Source organism: Alkalihalobacterium sp. TH-98 (genome assembly GCF_057473385.1).
On the sequence record NZ_JBYCKM010000045.1, the window covers coordinates 675,658 to 693,593 of the forward strand.

At 37.7% G+C, this 17,936-nt stretch carries 21 protein-coding genes; 18 read left to right on the forward strand and 3 right to left on the reverse strand.

Annotation, left to right across the window (positions count from 1 at the left end):
* Positions 1 to 89: 89 nt before the first annotated feature.
* Complete coding sequence (gene sspO, locus AC2VNP_RS18970; protein WP_075386108.1) at positions 90 to 251, reverse strand: small acid-soluble spore protein SspO; 162 nt, start codon at positions 249 to 251, stop codon at positions 90 to 92.
* 222 nt (positions 252 to 473) lie between these two features.
* Here sspO and acnA point away from each other — a divergent pair, with 222 nt between their 5' ends.
* Entirely contained in the window at positions 474 to 3,194 is a 2,721-nt protein-coding gene (acnA, locus tag AC2VNP_RS18975; RefSeq protein WP_486918818.1) for an aconitate hydratase AcnA, read from the forward strand.
* A gap of 370 nt (positions 3,195 to 3,564) precedes the next feature.
* On the opposite strand, the gene ymzB is transcribed toward acnA, so the two are convergent.
* Entirely contained in the window at positions 3,565 to 3,909 is a 345-nt protein-coding gene (gene ymzB / locus AC2VNP_RS18980) for a protein YmzB (RefSeq protein WP_486918819.1), read from the reverse strand.
* Positions 3,910 to 4,007: 98 nt separating this feature from the next.
* Between ymzB and AC2VNP_RS18985 the strand changes: the two genes are divergently transcribed.
* From AC2VNP_RS18985 to AC2VNP_RS19015, 7 genes are all read left to right on the forward strand, one after another.
* Entirely contained in the window at positions 4,008 to 4,148 is a 141-nt protein-coding gene (locus AC2VNP_RS18985; RefSeq protein ID WP_486918820.1) for a hypothetical protein, read from the forward strand.
* A gap of 14 nt (positions 4,149 to 4,162) precedes the next feature.
* Positions 4,163 to 4,372 (forward strand): DUF1657 domain-containing protein, encoded by a 210-nt coding sequence (locus AC2VNP_RS18990; protein ID WP_486918821.1) that lies wholly within the window; start codon positions 4,163 to 4,165, stop codon positions 4,370 to 4,372.
* Between the two features lie 153 nt (positions 4,373 to 4,525).
* Positions 4,526 to 5,242 (forward strand): DUF421 domain-containing protein, encoded by a 717-nt coding sequence (locus AC2VNP_RS18995; RefSeq protein WP_486918822.1) that lies wholly within the window; start codon positions 4,526 to 4,528, stop codon positions 5,240 to 5,242.
* A 109-nt stretch (positions 5,243 to 5,351) separates the two neighbouring features.
* Positions 5,352 to 5,492 (forward strand): FbpB family small basic protein, encoded by a 141-nt coding sequence (locus AC2VNP_RS19000; RefSeq protein ID WP_486918823.1) that lies wholly within the window; start codon positions 5,352 to 5,354, stop codon positions 5,490 to 5,492.
* Positions 5,493 to 5,638: 146 nt separating this feature from the next.
* A complete protein-coding gene (locus tag AC2VNP_RS19005; RefSeq protein WP_216827844.1) occupies positions 5,639 to 5,779 on the forward strand; it encodes an acid-soluble spore protein N in 141 nt (46 codons plus the stop codon).
* A 195-nt stretch (positions 5,780 to 5,974) separates the two neighbouring features.
* A complete protein-coding gene (locus AC2VNP_RS19010) occupies positions 5,975 to 6,160 on the forward strand; it encodes a hypothetical protein (RefSeq protein ID WP_486918824.1) in 186 nt (61 codons plus the stop codon).
* 99 nt (positions 6,161 to 6,259) lie between these two features.
* Complete coding sequence (locus AC2VNP_RS19015) at positions 6,260 to 6,766, forward strand: VanZ family protein (protein WP_486918825.1); 507 nt, start codon at positions 6,260 to 6,262, stop codon at positions 6,764 to 6,766.
* Positions 6,767 to 6,802: 36 nt separating this feature from the next.
* Here AC2VNP_RS19015 and AC2VNP_RS19020 read toward each other — a convergent pair whose 3' ends face one another.
* Positions 6,803 to 7,438 (reverse strand): TVP38/TMEM64 family protein, encoded by a 636-nt coding sequence (locus tag AC2VNP_RS19020; protein ID WP_486918826.1) that lies wholly within the window; start codon positions 7,436 to 7,438, stop codon positions 6,803 to 6,805.
* 206 nt (positions 7,439 to 7,644) lie between these two features.
* On the opposite strand from AC2VNP_RS19020, the gene AC2VNP_RS19025 reads away from it, so the two are divergent.
* The 10 genes from AC2VNP_RS19025 to AC2VNP_RS19070 all read left to right on the forward strand — a co-directional run bounded on the left by AC2VNP_RS19025 (position 7,645) and on the right by AC2VNP_RS19070 (position 17,934).
* A complete protein-coding gene (locus tag AC2VNP_RS19025; protein WP_486918827.1) occupies positions 7,645 to 8,214 on the forward strand; it encodes a copper resistance CopC family protein in 570 nt (189 codons plus the stop codon).
* A gap of 19 nt (positions 8,215 to 8,233) precedes the next feature.
* Positions 8,234 to 9,862, forward strand: a complete 1,629-nt coding sequence (locus tag AC2VNP_RS19030; RefSeq protein WP_486918828.1) for a copper resistance D family protein — start codon at positions 8,234 to 8,236, stop codon at positions 9,860 to 9,862.
* A gap of 253 nt (positions 9,863 to 10,115) precedes the next feature.
* Entirely contained in the window at positions 10,116 to 11,057 is a 942-nt protein-coding gene (locus tag AC2VNP_RS19035) for a DMT family transporter (RefSeq protein WP_486918829.1), read from the forward strand.
* Between the two features lie 33 nt (positions 11,058 to 11,090).
* Positions 11,091 to 13,430, forward strand: coding sequence for an AAA family ATPase (locus AC2VNP_RS19040; RefSeq protein ID WP_486918830.1), 2,340 nt, complete (start codon positions 11,091 to 11,093; stop codon positions 13,428 to 13,430).
* A 65-nt stretch (positions 13,431 to 13,495) separates the two neighbouring features.
* Positions 13,496 to 13,921 carry an acyl-CoA thioesterase gene (locus AC2VNP_RS19045; protein WP_486918831.1) on the forward strand — a complete coding sequence of 142 codons (426 nt, stop codon included), beginning with the start codon at positions 13,496 to 13,498 and terminating at the stop codon, positions 13,919 to 13,921.
* A 71-nt stretch (positions 13,922 to 13,992) separates the two neighbouring features.
* Positions 13,993 to 14,220, forward strand: coding sequence for a small acid-soluble spore protein Tlp (tlp, locus tag AC2VNP_RS19050; RefSeq protein WP_275117458.1), 228 nt, complete (start codon positions 13,993 to 13,995; stop codon positions 14,218 to 14,220).
* A 282-nt stretch (positions 14,221 to 14,502) separates the two neighbouring features.
* Positions 14,503 to 15,327, forward strand: a complete 825-nt coding sequence (gene nadE, locus AC2VNP_RS19055; protein WP_486918892.1) for an ammonia-dependent NAD(+) synthetase — start codon at positions 14,503 to 14,505, stop codon at positions 15,325 to 15,327.
* Positions 15,328 to 15,478: 151 nt separating this feature from the next.
* On the forward strand, positions 15,479 to 16,000 hold the full coding sequence (locus AC2VNP_RS19060; RefSeq protein WP_486918832.1) for a DUF4352 domain-containing protein: 522 nt from the start codon (positions 15,479 to 15,481) through the stop codon (positions 15,998 to 16,000).
* Positions 16,001 to 16,004: 4 nt separating this feature from the next.
* Positions 16,005 to 16,880: a PHP domain-containing protein gene (locus AC2VNP_RS19065; protein WP_486918833.1), complete on the forward strand. Its 876-nt coding sequence runs from the start codon at positions 16,005 to 16,007 to the stop codon at positions 16,878 to 16,880.
* A 70-nt stretch (positions 16,881 to 16,950) separates the two neighbouring features.
* Entirely contained in the window at positions 16,951 to 17,934 is a 984-nt protein-coding gene (locus AC2VNP_RS19070) for an HD-GYP domain-containing protein (protein ID WP_486918834.1), read from the forward strand.
* Positions 17,935 to 17,936 lie beyond the last annotated feature (2 nt).

The window sequence follows — 17,936 nt, forward strand, 5'->3', positions numbered from 1 at the left end:
GTGTTAGTGTTTATTGTTTTCGTGGCGGAATGTGTAATTTTCAAATGTCACACGCCTATTCAATAGTTAGCCAACATAGCAGAATTTTCTTATTGATTTTTCTTTTTCTTCTTATTGTTTTGTCTTTGCTCCTCAGTCAATGGTTCATTTGCCATTTCTTGCCCAAACTTGGAATTATAGCCTACATCTTTCCCTTGTCCTTTAGCAGCATTAGCTCCAGGAATGATGTGGTTAGATTTTCGTTTAGTCAATGAAATCACCTCCATTTCAATAGTTTTTCTAAAATCTTAATATTAATTTAAAAAATTCATTTATTCTTTAAGAATCTTTTGCTATTCTAGAGTAGGGAAAATGACATTCGAGTGTTAAAAGCGCTTACCTAGGTGCTTTTACAAAATTTAATTAAATTTTTTCCCAACTATTTCGACAACTTTGTCAATCTGTTATATAATAGCTATGAGGAGGGAATACATATGACAAATACTTTTAACGCACGTTCATCTTTTGAAGCGAATGGTAATAAGTACGATTACTATCGCCTTCAAGCATTAGAAGAAGCTGGTGTTGGAGAAGTCTCTAAACTTCCTTATTCAATTAAGGTTTTATTAGAGTCAGTTCTTCGCCAAGAAGACGGTTTTGTTATTAAGAAAGAACATGTAGAAAATCTAGCAAAATGGGGAACTAGTGAAGTACAAGACATTGATGTACCTTTCAAACCTTCACGTGTAATTTTCCAGGACTTCACTGGAGTACCATGTGTCGTTGACCTTGCTTCTTTACGTAAAGCAATGGCTGACCTAGGTGGAGACCCGCAAGTAATTAACCCTGAAATTCCTGTTGATCTTGTAATTGACCACTCAGTACAAGTAGACAAAGCAGGTACTGCTGACTCATTAGAGTTCAACATGAACCTTGAATTCCAACGTAATGAAGAAAGATATCAGTTCCTTAGCTGGGCGCAAAAAGCATTTGATAATTACCGTGCTGTTCCACCAGCAACAGGTATCGTTCACCAAGTTAACTTAGAGTATTTAGCAAATATTATCCAAACGACAACAGATGAGAATGGTACAGTAGCATTACCAGACTCAGTATTTGGTACAGACTCTCATACAACAATGATAAACGGTATTGGTGTTCTTGGATGGGGTGTTGGTGGTATTGAAGCAGAAGCTGCAATGCTAGGACAACCTTCATACTTCCCAGTTCCTGAAGTTATTGGAGTAAAAGTTACTGGACAACTTCCAAGTGGAACGACTGCTACTGACGTGGCTTTAAAAGTTACTCAAGTACTTCGTGAAAAGAAAGTTGTTGGTAAATTCGTTGAGTTCTTCGGTGAAGGACTTGCACAAATGCCGCTTGCAGACCGTGCTACAATTTCTAACATGGCTCCTGAATATGGTGCTACATGTGGTTTCTTCCCGATTGATGAGGAAGCATTAAACTACTTACGCCTAACAGGACGTTCTGAAGAGCAAATTAAGTTAGTTGAAGAATATTGTAAAGCGAACAGCATGTTCTACGTTCCTGGTGAAACTCCAGATCCAGTATTTACTGATGTAGTAGAACTTGACCTTTCTGAAATTGAAGCTAACCTTTCAGGTCCTAAGCGTCCACAAGACCTTGTACCACTTTCTCAAATGCAGGAATCTTTCCGTAATGCAGTAGTGGCACCTCAAGGAACTCAAGGTTTAGGTCTTTCAGAAGATGAGTTCAATAAAGAAGTTACAGTTCAACTAGCGAATGGTAACGAAACAACAATGAAAACAGGTGCAATTGCAATTGCTGCAATTACAAGTTGTACAAATACATCTAATCCGTACGTTTTAGTAGGGGCAGGTCTTGTTGCGAAGAAAGCTGTAGAAAAAGGCTTACAAGTTCCTGAGTATGTAAAAACATCTTTAGCACCAGGTTCAAAAGTTGTAACAGGTTACTTACGTGACTCTGGACTACTTCCTTACCTTGAGCAATTAGGGTATAACATTGTTGGTTACGGCTGTACGACTTGTATCGGTAACTCAGGTCCTCTTGCTGACGAGCTTGAAAAAGCAATCGCTGACAATGACTTAACAGTTACTTCTGTACTTTCTGGTAACCGTAACTTTGAAGGACGTATTCACCCGTTAGTGAAAGCGAACTACTTAGCTTCACCTCCATTAGTAGTTGCTTACTCATTAGCAGGTACTGTAGATGTTGATCTTAAGAACGATCCAATCGGTAAAGATAAAGACGGAAACGATGTATTCTTTAAAGACATTTGGCCAACTGCTGAAGAAGTTTCTGCTGTTGTAGAACAGACAGTAACTCCTGAGTTGTTCCGTAGAGAATATAACGATGTATTCGAAAGTAATGAGCGTTGGAACGAAATCGAAACAACAGAAGATGCGCTTTATAAGTGGGATGACGAGTCTACTTACATCGCAAATCCTCCTTATTTCGAAGGACTTTCTAAAGAGCCAGGCGAAGTTAAACCACTTTCAGGCTTACGTGTATTAGGTAAATTTGGTGATACAGTAACAACTGACCATATTTCACCTGCTGGTTCATTCAGTAGTACGACTCCAGCTGGAAAATACCTAGTATCTAAAGGTGTTGAGCCAGTAGACTTTAACTCGTATGGTTCTCGTCGTGGACATCATGAAGTAATGATGCGTGGTACGTTTGCAAATATCCGTATCCGTAACCAAGTAGCTCCTGGTACAGAAGGTGGATATACAACTTACTGGCCAACTGGCGACGTAATGGCAATCTATGATGCGGCTATGAAGTATAAAGAAGATGGTACTGGCCTTGCGATCCTTGCTGGTAAAGATTACGGTATGGGAAGTTCACGTGACTGGGCAGCTAAAGGTACTAACCTATTAGGTGTTAAAACAGTTATCGCTGAAAGCTATGAGCGTATCCACCGTTCTAACCTAGTATTAATGGGTGTTCTTCCACTTCAATTCTTAGAAGGTGATAGCGCTGAGACTTTAGGCTTAACTGGAAAAGAAACGTTTGAAGTAGCAGTTACAAATGATGTTAAACCTCGTGATATTGTAACGGTTACTGCAACAGACGAAGATGGAAACAAAAAGCAATTTGATGTACTAACTCGTTTTGATAGTGAAGTTGAAATTGAATACTACCGTCACGGTGGAATTCTTCAAATGATCCTTCGTAACAAACTAGCTAACGAAAAAGCAAATGCTTAATTCCTAAAATAAACAAGGCTGACCATTGGGTCAGCCTTGTTTTATTTTAAGAGATTAGAAAATCTAAAAGTTCGAAGATGTCTAGCTCCAGGTGCCATCGGCTCGAGGTCGCTTCGGTCCCTCAAGCGTGTCTAAAGAGCAAGCCACTTATTGCTGGCTCTCCAGCGCTTGTCGCCGCAAAGAAGGCACCTTCCGCTTTTCGTGTCTAGCTCCAGGTGCCATCGGCTCGAGGTCGCTTCGGTCCCTCAAGCGTGTCTAAAGAGCAAGCCACTTATTGCTGGCCCTCCAGCGCTTGTAGCCGAAAGCAGACGCCTTCCGCTTTTCTTTTCTTGTAAAATTCAAATATGATCTAACACAAGTAACATCAATGTTATTTCTTAATATAATACGTAGCCCGGTCGGTCTTAATGGTCATAAACTCTCTAGATGTTTCAAATGATAACAGTTGTCGGATCGGTAATTCATAACTATTTAATGGAAGTTTGGCTTTTCCATTTGTATGAACGACTGTGCCCTTCCCACGTAATTGAATGGTGTACGGATCAACATAATCATCGGTATCTTCCACTTGTTCAACAATTTCCACTTCCTCTAGTGACAGAGTATTCCTGTCTACATCATCTCGTTCTTGTTTCTCAATAGAAAGCTGTTCACCTTTCCAATCATTTAGGTGATTAAGTATAGATTGAATTTCTTCGTTTGACTTGCTAGACATTTTGAATCCCCCTTCCATTTTACATTCATATTTTCTTCTACTTTAGCCAAACCTATGAACGAAAAATTAAAACTTCTGTGAAAGAGAGGAAAAAAGAAATGGGACGTACAAAAAAAGGCAATGCAAATGCCAATCGAAATAACAATGCTAAAAAGCAAGGCAAACAAAACCATGCAGAAGAGTTTGCATCTTATGCGGAAGTAGAATCTGAAAAAATGAGTCGCGACATGGACAAGTAGGGGAGACTAGTGATATGACAGTTCAAACGCAAATTCAACAAGCGCTGGCACAAGCCCAAAGTGTTCAAGCTAGTCTTGTACAATTTTCGTTGGAAACAGAAAATCAACAAGCAAAGCAAATGTTCGAACAATTAGCTCAACAGCAAAAGAACATCTGTAATTTACTTGAAGGTCGATATCAGCAAGTTTTAAACGAGGAGCCGCAATTTAATCAAAATCAGTAAAACTGTTTTTGTATAAAAAGACTTCTCGATATGGCTTCTTTCAAGGCTAAGACGGTATGGGCTGACTCCTGTGTTTATACACCCAATCTATAGAGTGGTGTATTTTACTTTGTTTGAGTCAGCCTGCTTAATTTAGAAAGGAGTATACATTACATGTTTGAATTTTGGACAGGGTCACCTGATTTAGCAGTGTACGGATTTTTGATACGAGCACTTATTGTTTATGTTTATGTTTTTCTTTTGGTTAAGATATTAGGTCAGCGCTCTCTAAGTACTGTGAATCCTATTGACTTTATTTTTGGTGTTATTATTGGTGATATTGTTGGGGAGCCTTTATCAAGTGGTGAACTCCCATTAGGTGGACCATTAGCAGCAGCAGCATTAATTGTAGGACTGCATTTAGCATTAACCGTAATATCGCTACATACTCCACGATTTAGAAGAGTTGTTGAAGATGAACCAATCATTTTAATTCGCCACGGAAAAATCTTAAAAGAGGAAATGACAAAAGCTAAAGTTACAATTGATTCCTTATTAATGGATATGCGGTTACTTGAAACGAATTTAAACGAAGTTGATTATGCTATATTGGAAGCGAATGGACAGATTAGTGTCATTAAAAAAAGTCAATACGACACGATCACTCCACAGGATATGTCCATAGAAACACCCAATAAAGGATATCCAACCGTACTTATTGAAGATGGACATATTATCTTAGCGAATGTTAATAAGGTAGGGACCATTGATTGGCTCAGAGACCAAGTGACCAAGCATGGTTATGGCAGCTATAAAGACATATTTCTAATGACAATGGATGAATCAGGACAAATCTATATAAGCCCACAGGAAAAACAAGGAGCACAATAGGGTATTAAGGGCCACAATAATAATATAAAGTAAGAGTTTTCTTACAATTAGGTATAAATTCACTCTATAACAGTAAAAATAGTGATACTATTTGTTAGGAGTGATATACATGAGGAAAGTCAGAAAATTATCATTTGAGGAATTAGTTCAAGAAAATAAACGGCAACTAATGAATGATAAAGAAGCGCTTGAAAAAATTGAAGAGCGCTGGGAACAAAAAATTCAGAAGGAAAATGGTGTGGCATTTTAAATCTGTTTACCGTGTTTCCTTTATCTTATACGGCAGGCTCCAGCCTGAACGCGCTAAACTGGATCTTGCGCTTTTCTTTTCAAAAACTGCCACTTATGATTCGCACCCTTTCTGCTTACATTATAGGTAGAGAAAGGGGGAGAACAATGGCAAAGTCAAAGCACGCATTTGATAAGTTTCGCCCAAATCACCTAGGTACACAGCCTAGAAAAAGTGACTCTAATAACGGAAAGAAAATGAATACAAAAGGAAATGAACATCCTGATTATGTCCCGCCAAAAGGATAAGCGTTAAGTGCTAGTTGACCTCAATTATGATGGAGTGCTATAAATCATAGCACCATCTCAGTTGAGGCCTAGCACTTTTTTGTGGTGGTTAACCTTATATTCAAGTCTTGTTGAGCTGCTGTTACCAATACTTTTTCCTCGTAACGTCAATAGTACCATGCTATCATGAAGAAAAAGAATTAAAGAGGGGATAGTATGGGTAAAGAACAATATCATTGCTGTGCTACTTGCAAGCACTTTAAAGTTTTAAAAAACGATGGAAATACCCATTATTTTTGTTCTCGTTTAAAGTACGAAACAAAATCAAATTATCAATTTAATTGTTGGGATCCGAAAGAAGCAGTTGTAAAAATAATGCAAAAACGTGGTGTTGAAAAGTGATGAAATTCATCAAAAATTTGAGAAGAAAAAGTCTTGTCTAATCGTCCAAAAAATTCAATAATGAAACAAAGATTAAGTTACGATGTGGATTAGAAGGACGTGTTTTCTATTAATAACAATAACGAACGAAAATTATCTTCTTCTCAACAAATAAGAGCCTTTGCTCTTGTTTTATTTATAATTTACTTATGCTTACTTTTTTATGTCACGTTGTTTGCTTGGAATTATGGAGCTTCACTTGGAGCTGAAGGACCAGGTGGCCGCAATTTTAATTTAATTCCTTTTAGAAGTATTTACCGAATTTCTGTTTTTAGTAAAGATATAATGGACCCAATTACCATATTAGTGGGAAATGTTGTCTTATTTATGCCGTTCGGTTTTTTACTTCCATTTGCAATGAAACAGTTAAAAAAAGTTATTTTAAAGATTACAATTGCCGGCTGTATTGTATCCATTTTTATTGAGTCTAGTCAGTTTATGTTTACGTATCGCGTTGCAAATATTGACGATGTTATATTAAATACGTTTGGTGCATTAATAGGAGTCCTACTATTTGTGTTTCTGAGGTCGATTAATAGGCGGGTTATTATCTTTTATAAGAAATAAGGAACCTTAACATTTTAGTTAAGGTTCCTTATTTGTTTATGACTCATTCAGATGTAGGACACGTTTTTTCCAAAGTTTATAACAACCGAAAACGATTCCTACAAATACTATATAAAAGAAGAATATTAGAACCAAGTCCCGCGGATTGGTTACTAGTGTATTCCCAACAATGGCAAATAACATCATGGATGGCATCTTCCCTAGGGAGGATGCAACGGCATAGTTAATAAATGAAACCCTGCTTAAAGCAGCATAAACGTTAACGATGATCGAAGGAATAAATGGTATGAGTCGACTTAAAAATAAGGCAAAAAATGCATTTCGCTCAAACAAAACGGTAACTTTCTCTAAAGGCTTGTAATTACGCAAGATTGCGTTACCCCAATCTTGAAAACTAAAACGAATGACCAAAAACATAATAATAGAAGCTGCCGAAGAACCTACCCAAATGACAAAGGCTCCTAATGCTGGGCCGAAAGCTGCGCCAACGATTCCGCCAATAATAGGGTAAGGGATAATGGGAAATAAAGATAATAAAGTGGCAACCATCATCGTTAATAGTAGATAATTTCTAGCATACGTGTTTAGCCAGCCTATTAATTGATCTCCATAAATGTATAGTAAATATCCGATGATAATATAAAGAGTAACTACCCCAATTTTTTTAAACATTAAACTCTCCTCGTTGCAAGTGTAGTGTGGTTAAGGTAATGAGCGCTCATTTTGATCTATTAGTAACTTAACCAATTATAACGAGACAGGTCTTTTATTTAAAGAAATTAGCTAAAAAAACTTTTTACTTTTCACGATTAGTTCACATTGTTAATATATAGTGTATAATACATAGGTGAATACTTGGTTTTATAGGAGTGGAAATAATGAAAAAATTTGTCGGCTTGTTATTTGTTATTTGTTTATTAATGCCCTTACAAGTGTTGGGTCATTCATATGTTAGTTCATCTACACCTAGTGAAGGAGAAGTAGTAAATGAGCCATTAAAAGAAATTTTATTACAGTTTGATGCGGGCATTGAAGAACATACGTCGATTGAACTTGTTGATGAGGACGGAGTAAATGTTCTAATTCGGGAGCAATATGTTGAAGAACGAACTTTAGTGGTGTTATTAGATGAGTTAATTTACAGTGGTCATTATACGATACAGTGGACCGCTCTAGGAAGTGACGGACACACAACTGAAGGTATGATTTCATTTGCAGTTGATGCGCCTCAACCAGAAGTCGTGAACGAAGAGGTTCCTGAAGCAGATGAAGAAGTTCCGCAGATTAATGAAGAAGTTTTAGAAGAAGAAATAATGGAAGAAGAACTAGTTGAGAGTGAAGAAATGATAGAAGAAGACACGGAAGAAGCGACAAATATTATTCTATTTTTACTAATTGGTTTGGTTGTTGTCATCGGAGCTGTAGTACTTTTACGTCGCCGTAAATAAGTGGAGAGGGGGATTAGAAATGGTTGAATTGAGTCAGGCGCTGCTGTATGTTTTATTTTCATTTTTGCTAGGTATAGCTTTACTATTAGTGGTACCTCGTCAATGGAGACCTTCATTTTTTGTGAAAAGCCGTTTCGTTTATGGAAGCATTGGTTTAATCCCCTTGTTAAGTATCGTCCCGGTAGTATCAGTGTCCTATTTTATTCACATACAATATGAAGCTCCATTCTTCTCAACTTTCACACAAGTTGTGCTTGGCTATAAAATCGGGCAAGCTTGGATGGTTACGATGATTCTGGCTTTACTCGTAAGTGTTAGTTATTTTATCGTTGAGCAGACGCAATCCATGTTCGCCAAAAGTCTATTTTTTATTCTCGTTCTTGCGTTTACAGTTTCATCGAGTTGGGCTAGCCATGCTGCTTCTTTAGACGAGGCTAGCGGCTTTTTGTATAATGGAATGCACTTTATTGCTGCAACGATATGGATGGGTACAATTTTTATAGTTAGTTGGTTTGCAAATGATGATAACTTACAAAAGTGGTCCTCATTTATTCGTTGGTTTTCTCCTGTCGCAATAGGTGCCGTAAGTATGTTAATTTTATCGGGGTTATTATTAATGACAATTATTGTTCCAGAGTATGTGAACTCTTGGGTGCTTTCTTATGGGCAGTTATTGCTATTAAAGCATATCTTAATTATTCCAATCGTAGTTTATGGGGTAGTTCATGGCTTCTTATTAAGGGTAAGATTACAAAAAGTTGGTATTTCGAGCTTTAAGCGAACCTTAAAAGGAGAAAGTATTGTCGGTCTAATGATTTTTGGAATTACAGCTATTATGACTGAAAGAGTCCCGCCGCATGAAGTCGCCAGAACACTACAATCGACTGATCCTTCCTTGTTATATCAGTGGATGGTTGGTGATCATATTGGTTCATTGGTGCCGCTTGCTTTCTCGGTGAATTGGTTGTCAGCGAGCGTTTCAGTCGGTGCTGCAGTACTTCTTTTTCTGTTAATAGTTGAAATTATGAAAGGTAAAGGGGTAATTAGGATCACGGTCGTGTCTACTTTTTTTGCAGTAGTGACCTTAATAGGACTCTTACTCAGCACGCAGCCATCAAGCCAAGGTTGGATTGGGGAAGAGGCGTTTGTTACTCCGTTACAAGCAATTCAATCCAGTCAAGCTGGAGAGATTGAAGTATTGGTTGAACGTAGACTTCATGATGGTTTTGTCGCGGTTGTTTATCATATTGACTACGATCGATTAGCAGCAGACCTTTTATATCAAGAGGGCGAGGAGTATTTTAAAGTTAATGATAGTAACTTAATGATCGGCGGTATTCCTATTAGTGAAATGGATCATAAAATTCGTACTTTTATTGTTCGAAACGGTCCATGGCTTCAAGAAGATCAGCCATTTACGTATGTAACAATTGGGCATATTCGTGAGCCTATAGGTGTGGACCGAGTGACCATTTATTTTGAAGGGCAAACAAGTGAAGCACGAGTAGAAAACAATACGTTTATCAACGTAATTAGTGCTGATACAGAATGGGATCCGAATCACCCGATTGAATTTTTCGATGAAAATGAGGATGTTATCGGTGGATACATGAGAGGCTTTCTTGAAGAAGGGGTATATTGCCATTAGTAACGATTCTGGGGGAACGATAATAGTTCCCTCTTTTTTAGTTTAAAGGGGAATCACACCGTATCTTGTGTTAATTTTTTTATAAGGAAGAATTATAAAATTCGAAGATGTCTAGCTTCAGGCGCCTTCCGCTTTTCGAAGATGTCTAGCTCCAGGGCCCTCCGCTTTTCTTAAAATCCGACAACTTCACATATTTCGTTTTCCGAAAAAGGTGTTACAATAAAGAAAATAATCGTGAAATTGAGGGAGTACAATGGAAAAACAAAAATCACCTATTTTAACGTACATAATGTTAGCGGTGGCAACGAGTATATGGGGAAGTGCATTTATTGCTGGAAAGGTTGCGGTAGAGAGCTTTGAACCTGCTACAGTTGCCTTTTTTCGTTTCCTTGGAGCGGCACTTTTGTTGTTTCCAATTATGTGGGTGATGGAGAAGAATCGCCCGAAGCCTACAAAAAAAGATTGGGGACTATTTGCATTACTAGGTTTAACCGGTATAGCGATTTATAATATTTGCTTCTTTTTAGCGAGTAAACATGCACCCGTAATTAAAAGTTCTCTTTTTATTGCATCTAACCCGGTATTAATTGTGTTACTATCAGGTTTATTTCTAAAAGAAACAATTACAAAACGTCACATTGTTGGAATGAGTGTAGCTTTATTTGGTGTTGCGATTATTATTTCAAATGGCCACCTCCTAGATTTAGTAAAGCTAGGTTTTGAACCGATTGATTTTATATTATTAGGAGCGGTTATTAGCTGGGCACTCTATAGTGTATTAGGAAAAGTTGTGCTTGGAAAATATAGTGCCATTGTATCAACGACGTATGCTGTATTTTTCGGAACCCTCTTTTTATTACCATTTGCACTTTATGAACTAACATGGACCCAGGTACAAGGCGCGTCAATTGGGGTATGGGCATCTCTTCTTCATATGAGTGTATTTGTTACGGTTATTAGTTTTATTATGTACTATCAAGGGATACAAAAAGTCGGTGCTGCTAAGGCATCTATCTTTATCAATGTTATGCCTGTTTCAGCTGTTATTATGGCGACACTGTTTCTAGGTGAAACATTTACAATAGCTCATGGAGTCGGAGCGGCTTTCGTTTTATCAGGGGTATATATAGGAACCTATGTAAGAGCAAAGAAACACAAAGAGGATATTCAGGAAAAACAGGTGATGGTAAAATAAAGAAATAAGTTGGACATAGAGGTGAACATCTTGATGAACGAGCTAAGAGTATCAATTGACCAAATTCAAAATGACGTCCAAGTATGGCTAGAGGAACCTGAACAATTTATCCAAGAAGCTGTAGCCCTTCGCTACCTTACTATCTTAGAGAATCGAACGGAACCTGCATCTCGCAGGCTTCGTGCATCTGTTTTAAGCTTATTAGCTCTAAAAAGAAGTGAACGTTATAGTCTTGATGATCCGCTACTAAAAAAATGGCTAGACGAGGCATTGACTATTGAACCGAACCATCCATTAGCTAATCAGATTGATACCGAACGACTAATCTCACAATTAGAAATTGATATTATCCCAGAAAAATTACCACAAATACGGGAAACAGATCATGGGGCTTCGAAGAAAAAAATCGCTCAAGATTATTTTCAGATTGCAAACCAATTCTTTTCGAAAGCTTCGGAAGTTTATTCTATTCTTAATCAAGCCAAACAGTCAGCTGAACTAAATCAAAACAATAAACAAATTGAAAAAGTAACTCAACTAGAAAAGATCATTTCAGAATTACATGAGCCGATGTTAGCTATTGCAAAAGCGACTGAGGCTTATCAAGAGTCTGCCACAGGCATCTTTTATTCTGCCTCACAGTTAAAAGAAATTAGATCGTCGATAAAAGCGATAGAGGAATCCAAAAAAGCTTGGCAAGAAGCAATTCAAAAAGAAAATGCAAAGATGACACCGAACGACCGATACCCCCAATCGCTAAAAACATTAAATCAAATGATCGGTTTAAAAGACGTGAAGGAACGAGTGAGGGGACTTTATCATTTTCTTCAATATCAACGCCATCGTAAAGAAGAAGGGTTTCGCATTCAAGATGACTTGAGTTTAAATATGATCATTACAGGAAATCCTGGAACCGGCAAAACGATGTTAGCTCGTCTACTTGCAAAAATTTATTATGAACTTGGAATTTTGCCGCGAGAAGATGTGCTTGAGGTCGACCGTTCTCAACTTGTTGGCGGCTTCGTAGGACAAACGGAAGAAAATACAATAAACATAATTGAAAAAGCAATGGGTGGTATTCTCTTTATTGATGAAGCTTATAGTTTAAAAAGAGAAGGTGCAGCAAGTAATGACTATGGACAAGCTGTCATTGATACGTTAGTTTCAGCGATGTCCAGCAGCGATTATGCTGGGAAGTTTGCAGTGATATTAGCGGGTTATCCAGAAGAAATGCGGCAATTTCTTTGGGCAAACCCAGGTCTTAGAAGTCGGTTCCCGGAGCCGAATCACATTCATTTACCCGACTATTCTATTGATGAGTTGCTATTAATTGGTGAAAGAATGGCACTTGAAAATGATTTTGTTATCTCAATGGACGGGTTAAGAGAGTTAAGAAAACGGATTGAAACAGAGCAAGTAGATGAAACATTCGGTAACGCACGGACAGTGAAAAATATCGTACTTGATTCCATTTTTAAAAAAGGATCTCGGGTCGATACAGCGAAGTCCTTAACAATCGATCAACTTACGGTGCTTGACGGAAAAGATGTTAAAGCCGACCAACGTACAATTGAAGAAAACGAAGACAGTGCATTGGAACAACTGTCTCGCTTAATTGGTTTAGATGAAGTAAAGCGGGAAGTACAAGCACTTAGCTCATTAGTTCGTGTTCAACAATTAAGAGCAGAAAAGAACATGCGTGTCATACCCGTTCAGCTTCATTCTATTTTTACAGGTAATCCAGGAACAGGTAAAACGACAGTAGCTAAACTATTCTCAAAATTATTAAAGGAAATGGGTTTACTAAAACGTGGACATGTCATCGTCGCTGGTCGAACAGATCTTGTGGCTGGCTATATGGGACAAACAGCAATAAAAACGAAGAAAAAAATTCGAGAAGCCTTGGGCGGTGTCCTCTTTATTGATGAAGCTTATTCATTAGCTGCTGGCGGAGAAAAAGACTTTGGACGAGAAGCAATTGACACATTAGTTGAAGAGATGACGAGACATAATGAAAATCTAGTCGTGATCTTAGCGGGCTATCCGAATGAAATGAAGCGTTTGATTGTGCAAAATCCAGGTTTAGAGTCGAGATTTAAGAAGTACATTCATTTTGAGGATTACTCAAAAGACGAAATCTTGCGCATGGTGACGATGTATGCATTAGAGTACGGTTATCAACTAGATGACGGAGCCATTAAACACCTCGAAAAAGGAATTCAAAACATTGCAATAACAAGTAATGGACGTTATGCTGTGAATTTAGTGGAATTAGCCATTCGCGAACAAGCCCAACGAATTTGCCAGTTAAAAGAAGATGAAATTCAACCAGATGACCTGATGATATTAACGAAAGAGGATTTTGTTTTTTAACACTCGAATTAGAGTTTTAGGAAATTTCTAAGAAAGAGTGCAACTTTAGGGAAGGAGCTCTAAATATGAAAAAGTCAGTAACTGAAATTGAAGTCCGATATAAAGAAACAGATCAAATGGGAGTCGTTCATCACTCCAATTACGTCGTATGGTGTGAGTTAGGTCGTACCCATTTAATAAGAGAATTAGGTTTTAATTACGCCGAGATGGAAAGTGACGGAATTTTGTCTCCAGTTACTGCAATTAATTTAGCTTATAAATTTCCAGCTAAATATGGGGATACAGTCACAATTGAAACGTGGATAGAACGCTATGATGGAATAAGAGTCGTATATGGATATAACATTGTAAATGGGAACGGGGTTCAATGTGTAACAGGGACCAGTGAACACGTATGTGTTAAGAAAGAATCCTTCCGCCCTATTTCCATTAGAAAACATTTACCGGATTGGCATGCTGTTTATGAGCGTGAAAAAAAGGAAGTGGAGTAAAGTTCTAAGCCGAATATAAAGGAACCTCCAGCAGCAAAATAGATTTGTACAAATCTTAAGGAGGAACTTCCATGGCAAAACCAGATAACCGCAAAAACAATGTAGAACGATTACAACAAATGCGAGAAAATACGATCCAAAACATTGAAGCAGCTGAAGAGACTTTAGCGCAAAGTGATGTGGATGGGGCTGAAAGACAAGCTATTGAGCAAAAAAATGACCGTCGCCGCGAGAGTATCCACGCATTTGAATCTGAAATTAAAGATGAACAAGAAGACCGTGAACGCGGCAATTATTAATTCAATGGAAAAGCAGGTATTGTGAAAAGGCAATCCTGCTTTTTTTGATGCCTATGTGAGCTAAAATACGACTTATTTTTAATCGTTCGGTGCTACAGTCATACGCCATTATGCCATCCTGATTTCCGTGTTAAAATTAAAATGAAAGATTTTTTAACAAAAGAAATGACAATATTTAAAATGTAATGTATATGTTAGGGTGGAGATACCGTTTGTCATTAGTGAAAGCGGGCAAATTAATAGCAGGATAGAATGTTATTGGGGGTAATATAATTGGAAAAAATGCAACAACAAATTATGCGGGCGTTACAAGTGCAACCTGAAATCGAGCCAACTGTAGAAATTCAACGAAGAGTTGATTTTTTAAAACGATACTTACTGCATACTCGAACAAAAGGGTATGTACTTGGCATTTCAGGAGGACAGGATTCAACTTTAACAGGAAAACTGGTTCAGATGGCAGTCGATGAATTAAATAGTGAAACTAAAACTAAACAATATACGTTTATAGCCGTACGACTTCCGTATGGTGTCCAACTAGATGAACAGGATGCACAAGATGCATTAGATTTTATTCAACCTTCACAAAGGGTGACAGTAAATATAAAACCGGCAGTTGATGCAGCTTATTCATCAGTTACACAAGCAACTGGTCAAACGTTATCAGATTTTAATAAAGGTAACACAAAGGCAAGAGAACGAATGAAAGTTCAATATGACATTGGTGCACACTATCAATGTTTAGTTGTAGGTACGGATCATGCAGCTGAAGCTGTTACTGGATTTTATACAAAACATGGAGATGGTGCTTGTGACATTGCTCCATTGTTTGGGTTAACAAAACGTCAAGGAAAAGCATTGTTAAAAGAATTAGGATGTCCATCTCATTTATATGAAAAAGAACCAACTGCAGACTTAGAAGAAAATAGACCAGCGTTACCAGACGAAGTGGCACTAGGTATGAGTTATGACCAGTTAGATGATTATTTAGAAGGAAAAGAAGTGCCATCTGGTATTAAAGAAAAAATCGAAAAGCGTTATATATTGACTGAACATAAACGAAAGTTACCAGTCACAGTGTTCGATACTTGGTGGAAAATTGAATAGTGAGCGATAAAGAATGCCATTAGTTAAGAGGCTATTCTACTTGACCAATGGTTTTTCACATAAATGCCATATAACAAAAGAATGAAAGAAGCTTCCTCCACATAATATTCAATGGGTAATTTAATACCAATTGTAAAAGAGGGAGTAAATTATGATTAAGCAAAAATATATTTTATTATTAGCGTTGAGTTCGATATTATTTGGTGTTGTCGGTTTTTGGGCAGGGACAAACTATGCCGGGTCTACAATGGTAAATTCTGAAGCCATTGAAACGATAAGTGACCGATTAGAGGTTGGTGATTCTGTAGAAATCAATGGAATTGATTTTAGATTAAATGAAGTAAAACTTGAACCAGCAGATGGGGAATATGGATATATCATCGTTGACGTAAGCATTACCAATAGAAAAGACCAAATCCATGAGTTCACTTTACATAAGCTAACGATGGTCGATGAAGAAGGTTTCGCCCATAAGCATGACCACCACTATGAAACAAAGGGGATCTTGGGCGGTCAGATTGCACCGGGACGAACCGTGCGGGGCGAAGCAGCATTTTGGGTACCGCTAAATGATAACTATGAATTTATCTACACAGATCATTTGCGAACAGGACAAGTGATCTGGTATGTTGATCATGAAAGGATAAAAATGGTGAACGACGAAAAGGAATGATGGGATGAAAAACGAGCTCGGGAATACAGATACAGATTTACATATGCATTCTACAGCATCTGACGGTGGTTACCGACCAGGTGAGCTGATTCAAAAGTGTAAGGATGTCGGTCTTGAATATATTGCGTTAACAGATCATGACACGACTGCAGGTGTTAAAGAAGCCATTGAAACAGGTAAACAATTAGGTATTACTGTAATCCCAGGAATTGAATTTTCAACAAAGTATAATGGGAAAAGCGTTCATATTCTTGGGTATGGTCTAGACTACGAAAATGAAGAATTATGTGTGATGCTAAAGGGTCAACAAGAAATGAGAAGAAAAAGGTTGGATGTCATTCTAGGGAAATTAAAAGATGTTGGTCTCATCGTAACAGCTGAAGATGTCCTGGAGTTTGTAGACGGGGGAAGTATTGGAAGGCCGCACGTGGCAAAGGCGTTAATTAAAAGAGGGTTTGTGAAAGACGTAGCGGAGGCCTTTGAAAAGTTTCTAGCAGAAGGACGCCCTTGTTATGTACCAAAGGAAAAAGAAATGAAGCCTGAAGAAGCATTGAATTGGATTAAGCGAATGAATGGAGTCTCAATTTTAGCTCATCCTGTGTACTATGATTTGGATGACTGGATTGAGACACTTGTTGCTGAATATGGATTAGATGGGGTAGAAGTTTATCACCGTGATCATTCACCAGAAGATCGTAAACATTATGAGCAGCTTGTTCAACGTATTGAAGAAAAGTATAACCTGTCATTGCTGAGAACCGGGGGTTCGGATTTCCATCATGAAGATTATGGCAGAGTACCAGAACCACTTGGAATTACAAGGATTGAAAATTATTTTGCAGAACAATTATTAACAAAAATTCACAAAAAGAGGAGATAAGCCCCCCTTTATTTCAAGAAGATTATGTTAAAATAAAAGTATTACATAATTGTAAAGAGAGTGAAGGGTATTGCGTCTTATACAGATAGAAGAATACAATCAAAAAACAATGGAGCTTGCCAAGCCGATTTATGATGTTAAGGGGAGAGTTTTACTCGGGGCAGGTCATCGAATTCATCCAAAATACTTAGAAAAACTACAAAGCTTAAAGATCAGCTACTTAATTATAGAAGATGCAGTTTCAAATGGAATTACATTAGATGAAATAGTAGATATGCCTACTTGGATTGATGCAATCAGATCGGTGCATTCTGCCTATAAGGCGGTAAAAGATAAACAATTGCTGCCATTCCGAGATATTCAGAATACCGTGAAAAAGTTAATAACTGAAGTAAGAAGTCGTCGAGTTATCATGCTAGCTCCTTCTACTTCTGCAGCAGATGAAGTACAAGAACAAGCACATTGTGTTAATGTAACGTTAATTGCACTGCAGATGGGGAAGTTCCTTCAATACAATGAGCTTCAGCTTAAGGATCTCGCTTTTGGGTGTTTAGTTCATGATATTGGTAAAGCCGTAACTGATGTTTATGAGGAACATACTATTAAAGGATTTAACTTAATTCGAAACGTTCGTGAAGTAAACTTGGTCTGTGCTCATATTGCCTACCAACATCATGAGTGTCTTCGTGGACAGGGCTTCCCTAGAAGGATCAGTGGAAATGAGATCCTGGAATTTGCTCAAGTGTGTGCGATTGCCAATGAGTACGAACATCTTATTTCCAAAGAGGGAATAAGTCCTTATACGGCAATAGAGATGCTTATGACCAAGTCGGATAAGGTCTACTCGCATCGAATTGTAGATGCATTGTTTAAAAGCGTTCCTTCTTATTTACCGGGGATGAAAGTAGAACTAAACACGGGTAGTGAAGCCATTGTTACAAAGATAGAAACCCACCTTCATCGCCCTCACATAAGATTACTTGAAAGTGGAGAAGAATTTTCGTTAGAAGACAACCCTACAGTAATTATTATGCGAGAGTTGTCTCCTTTTTAATT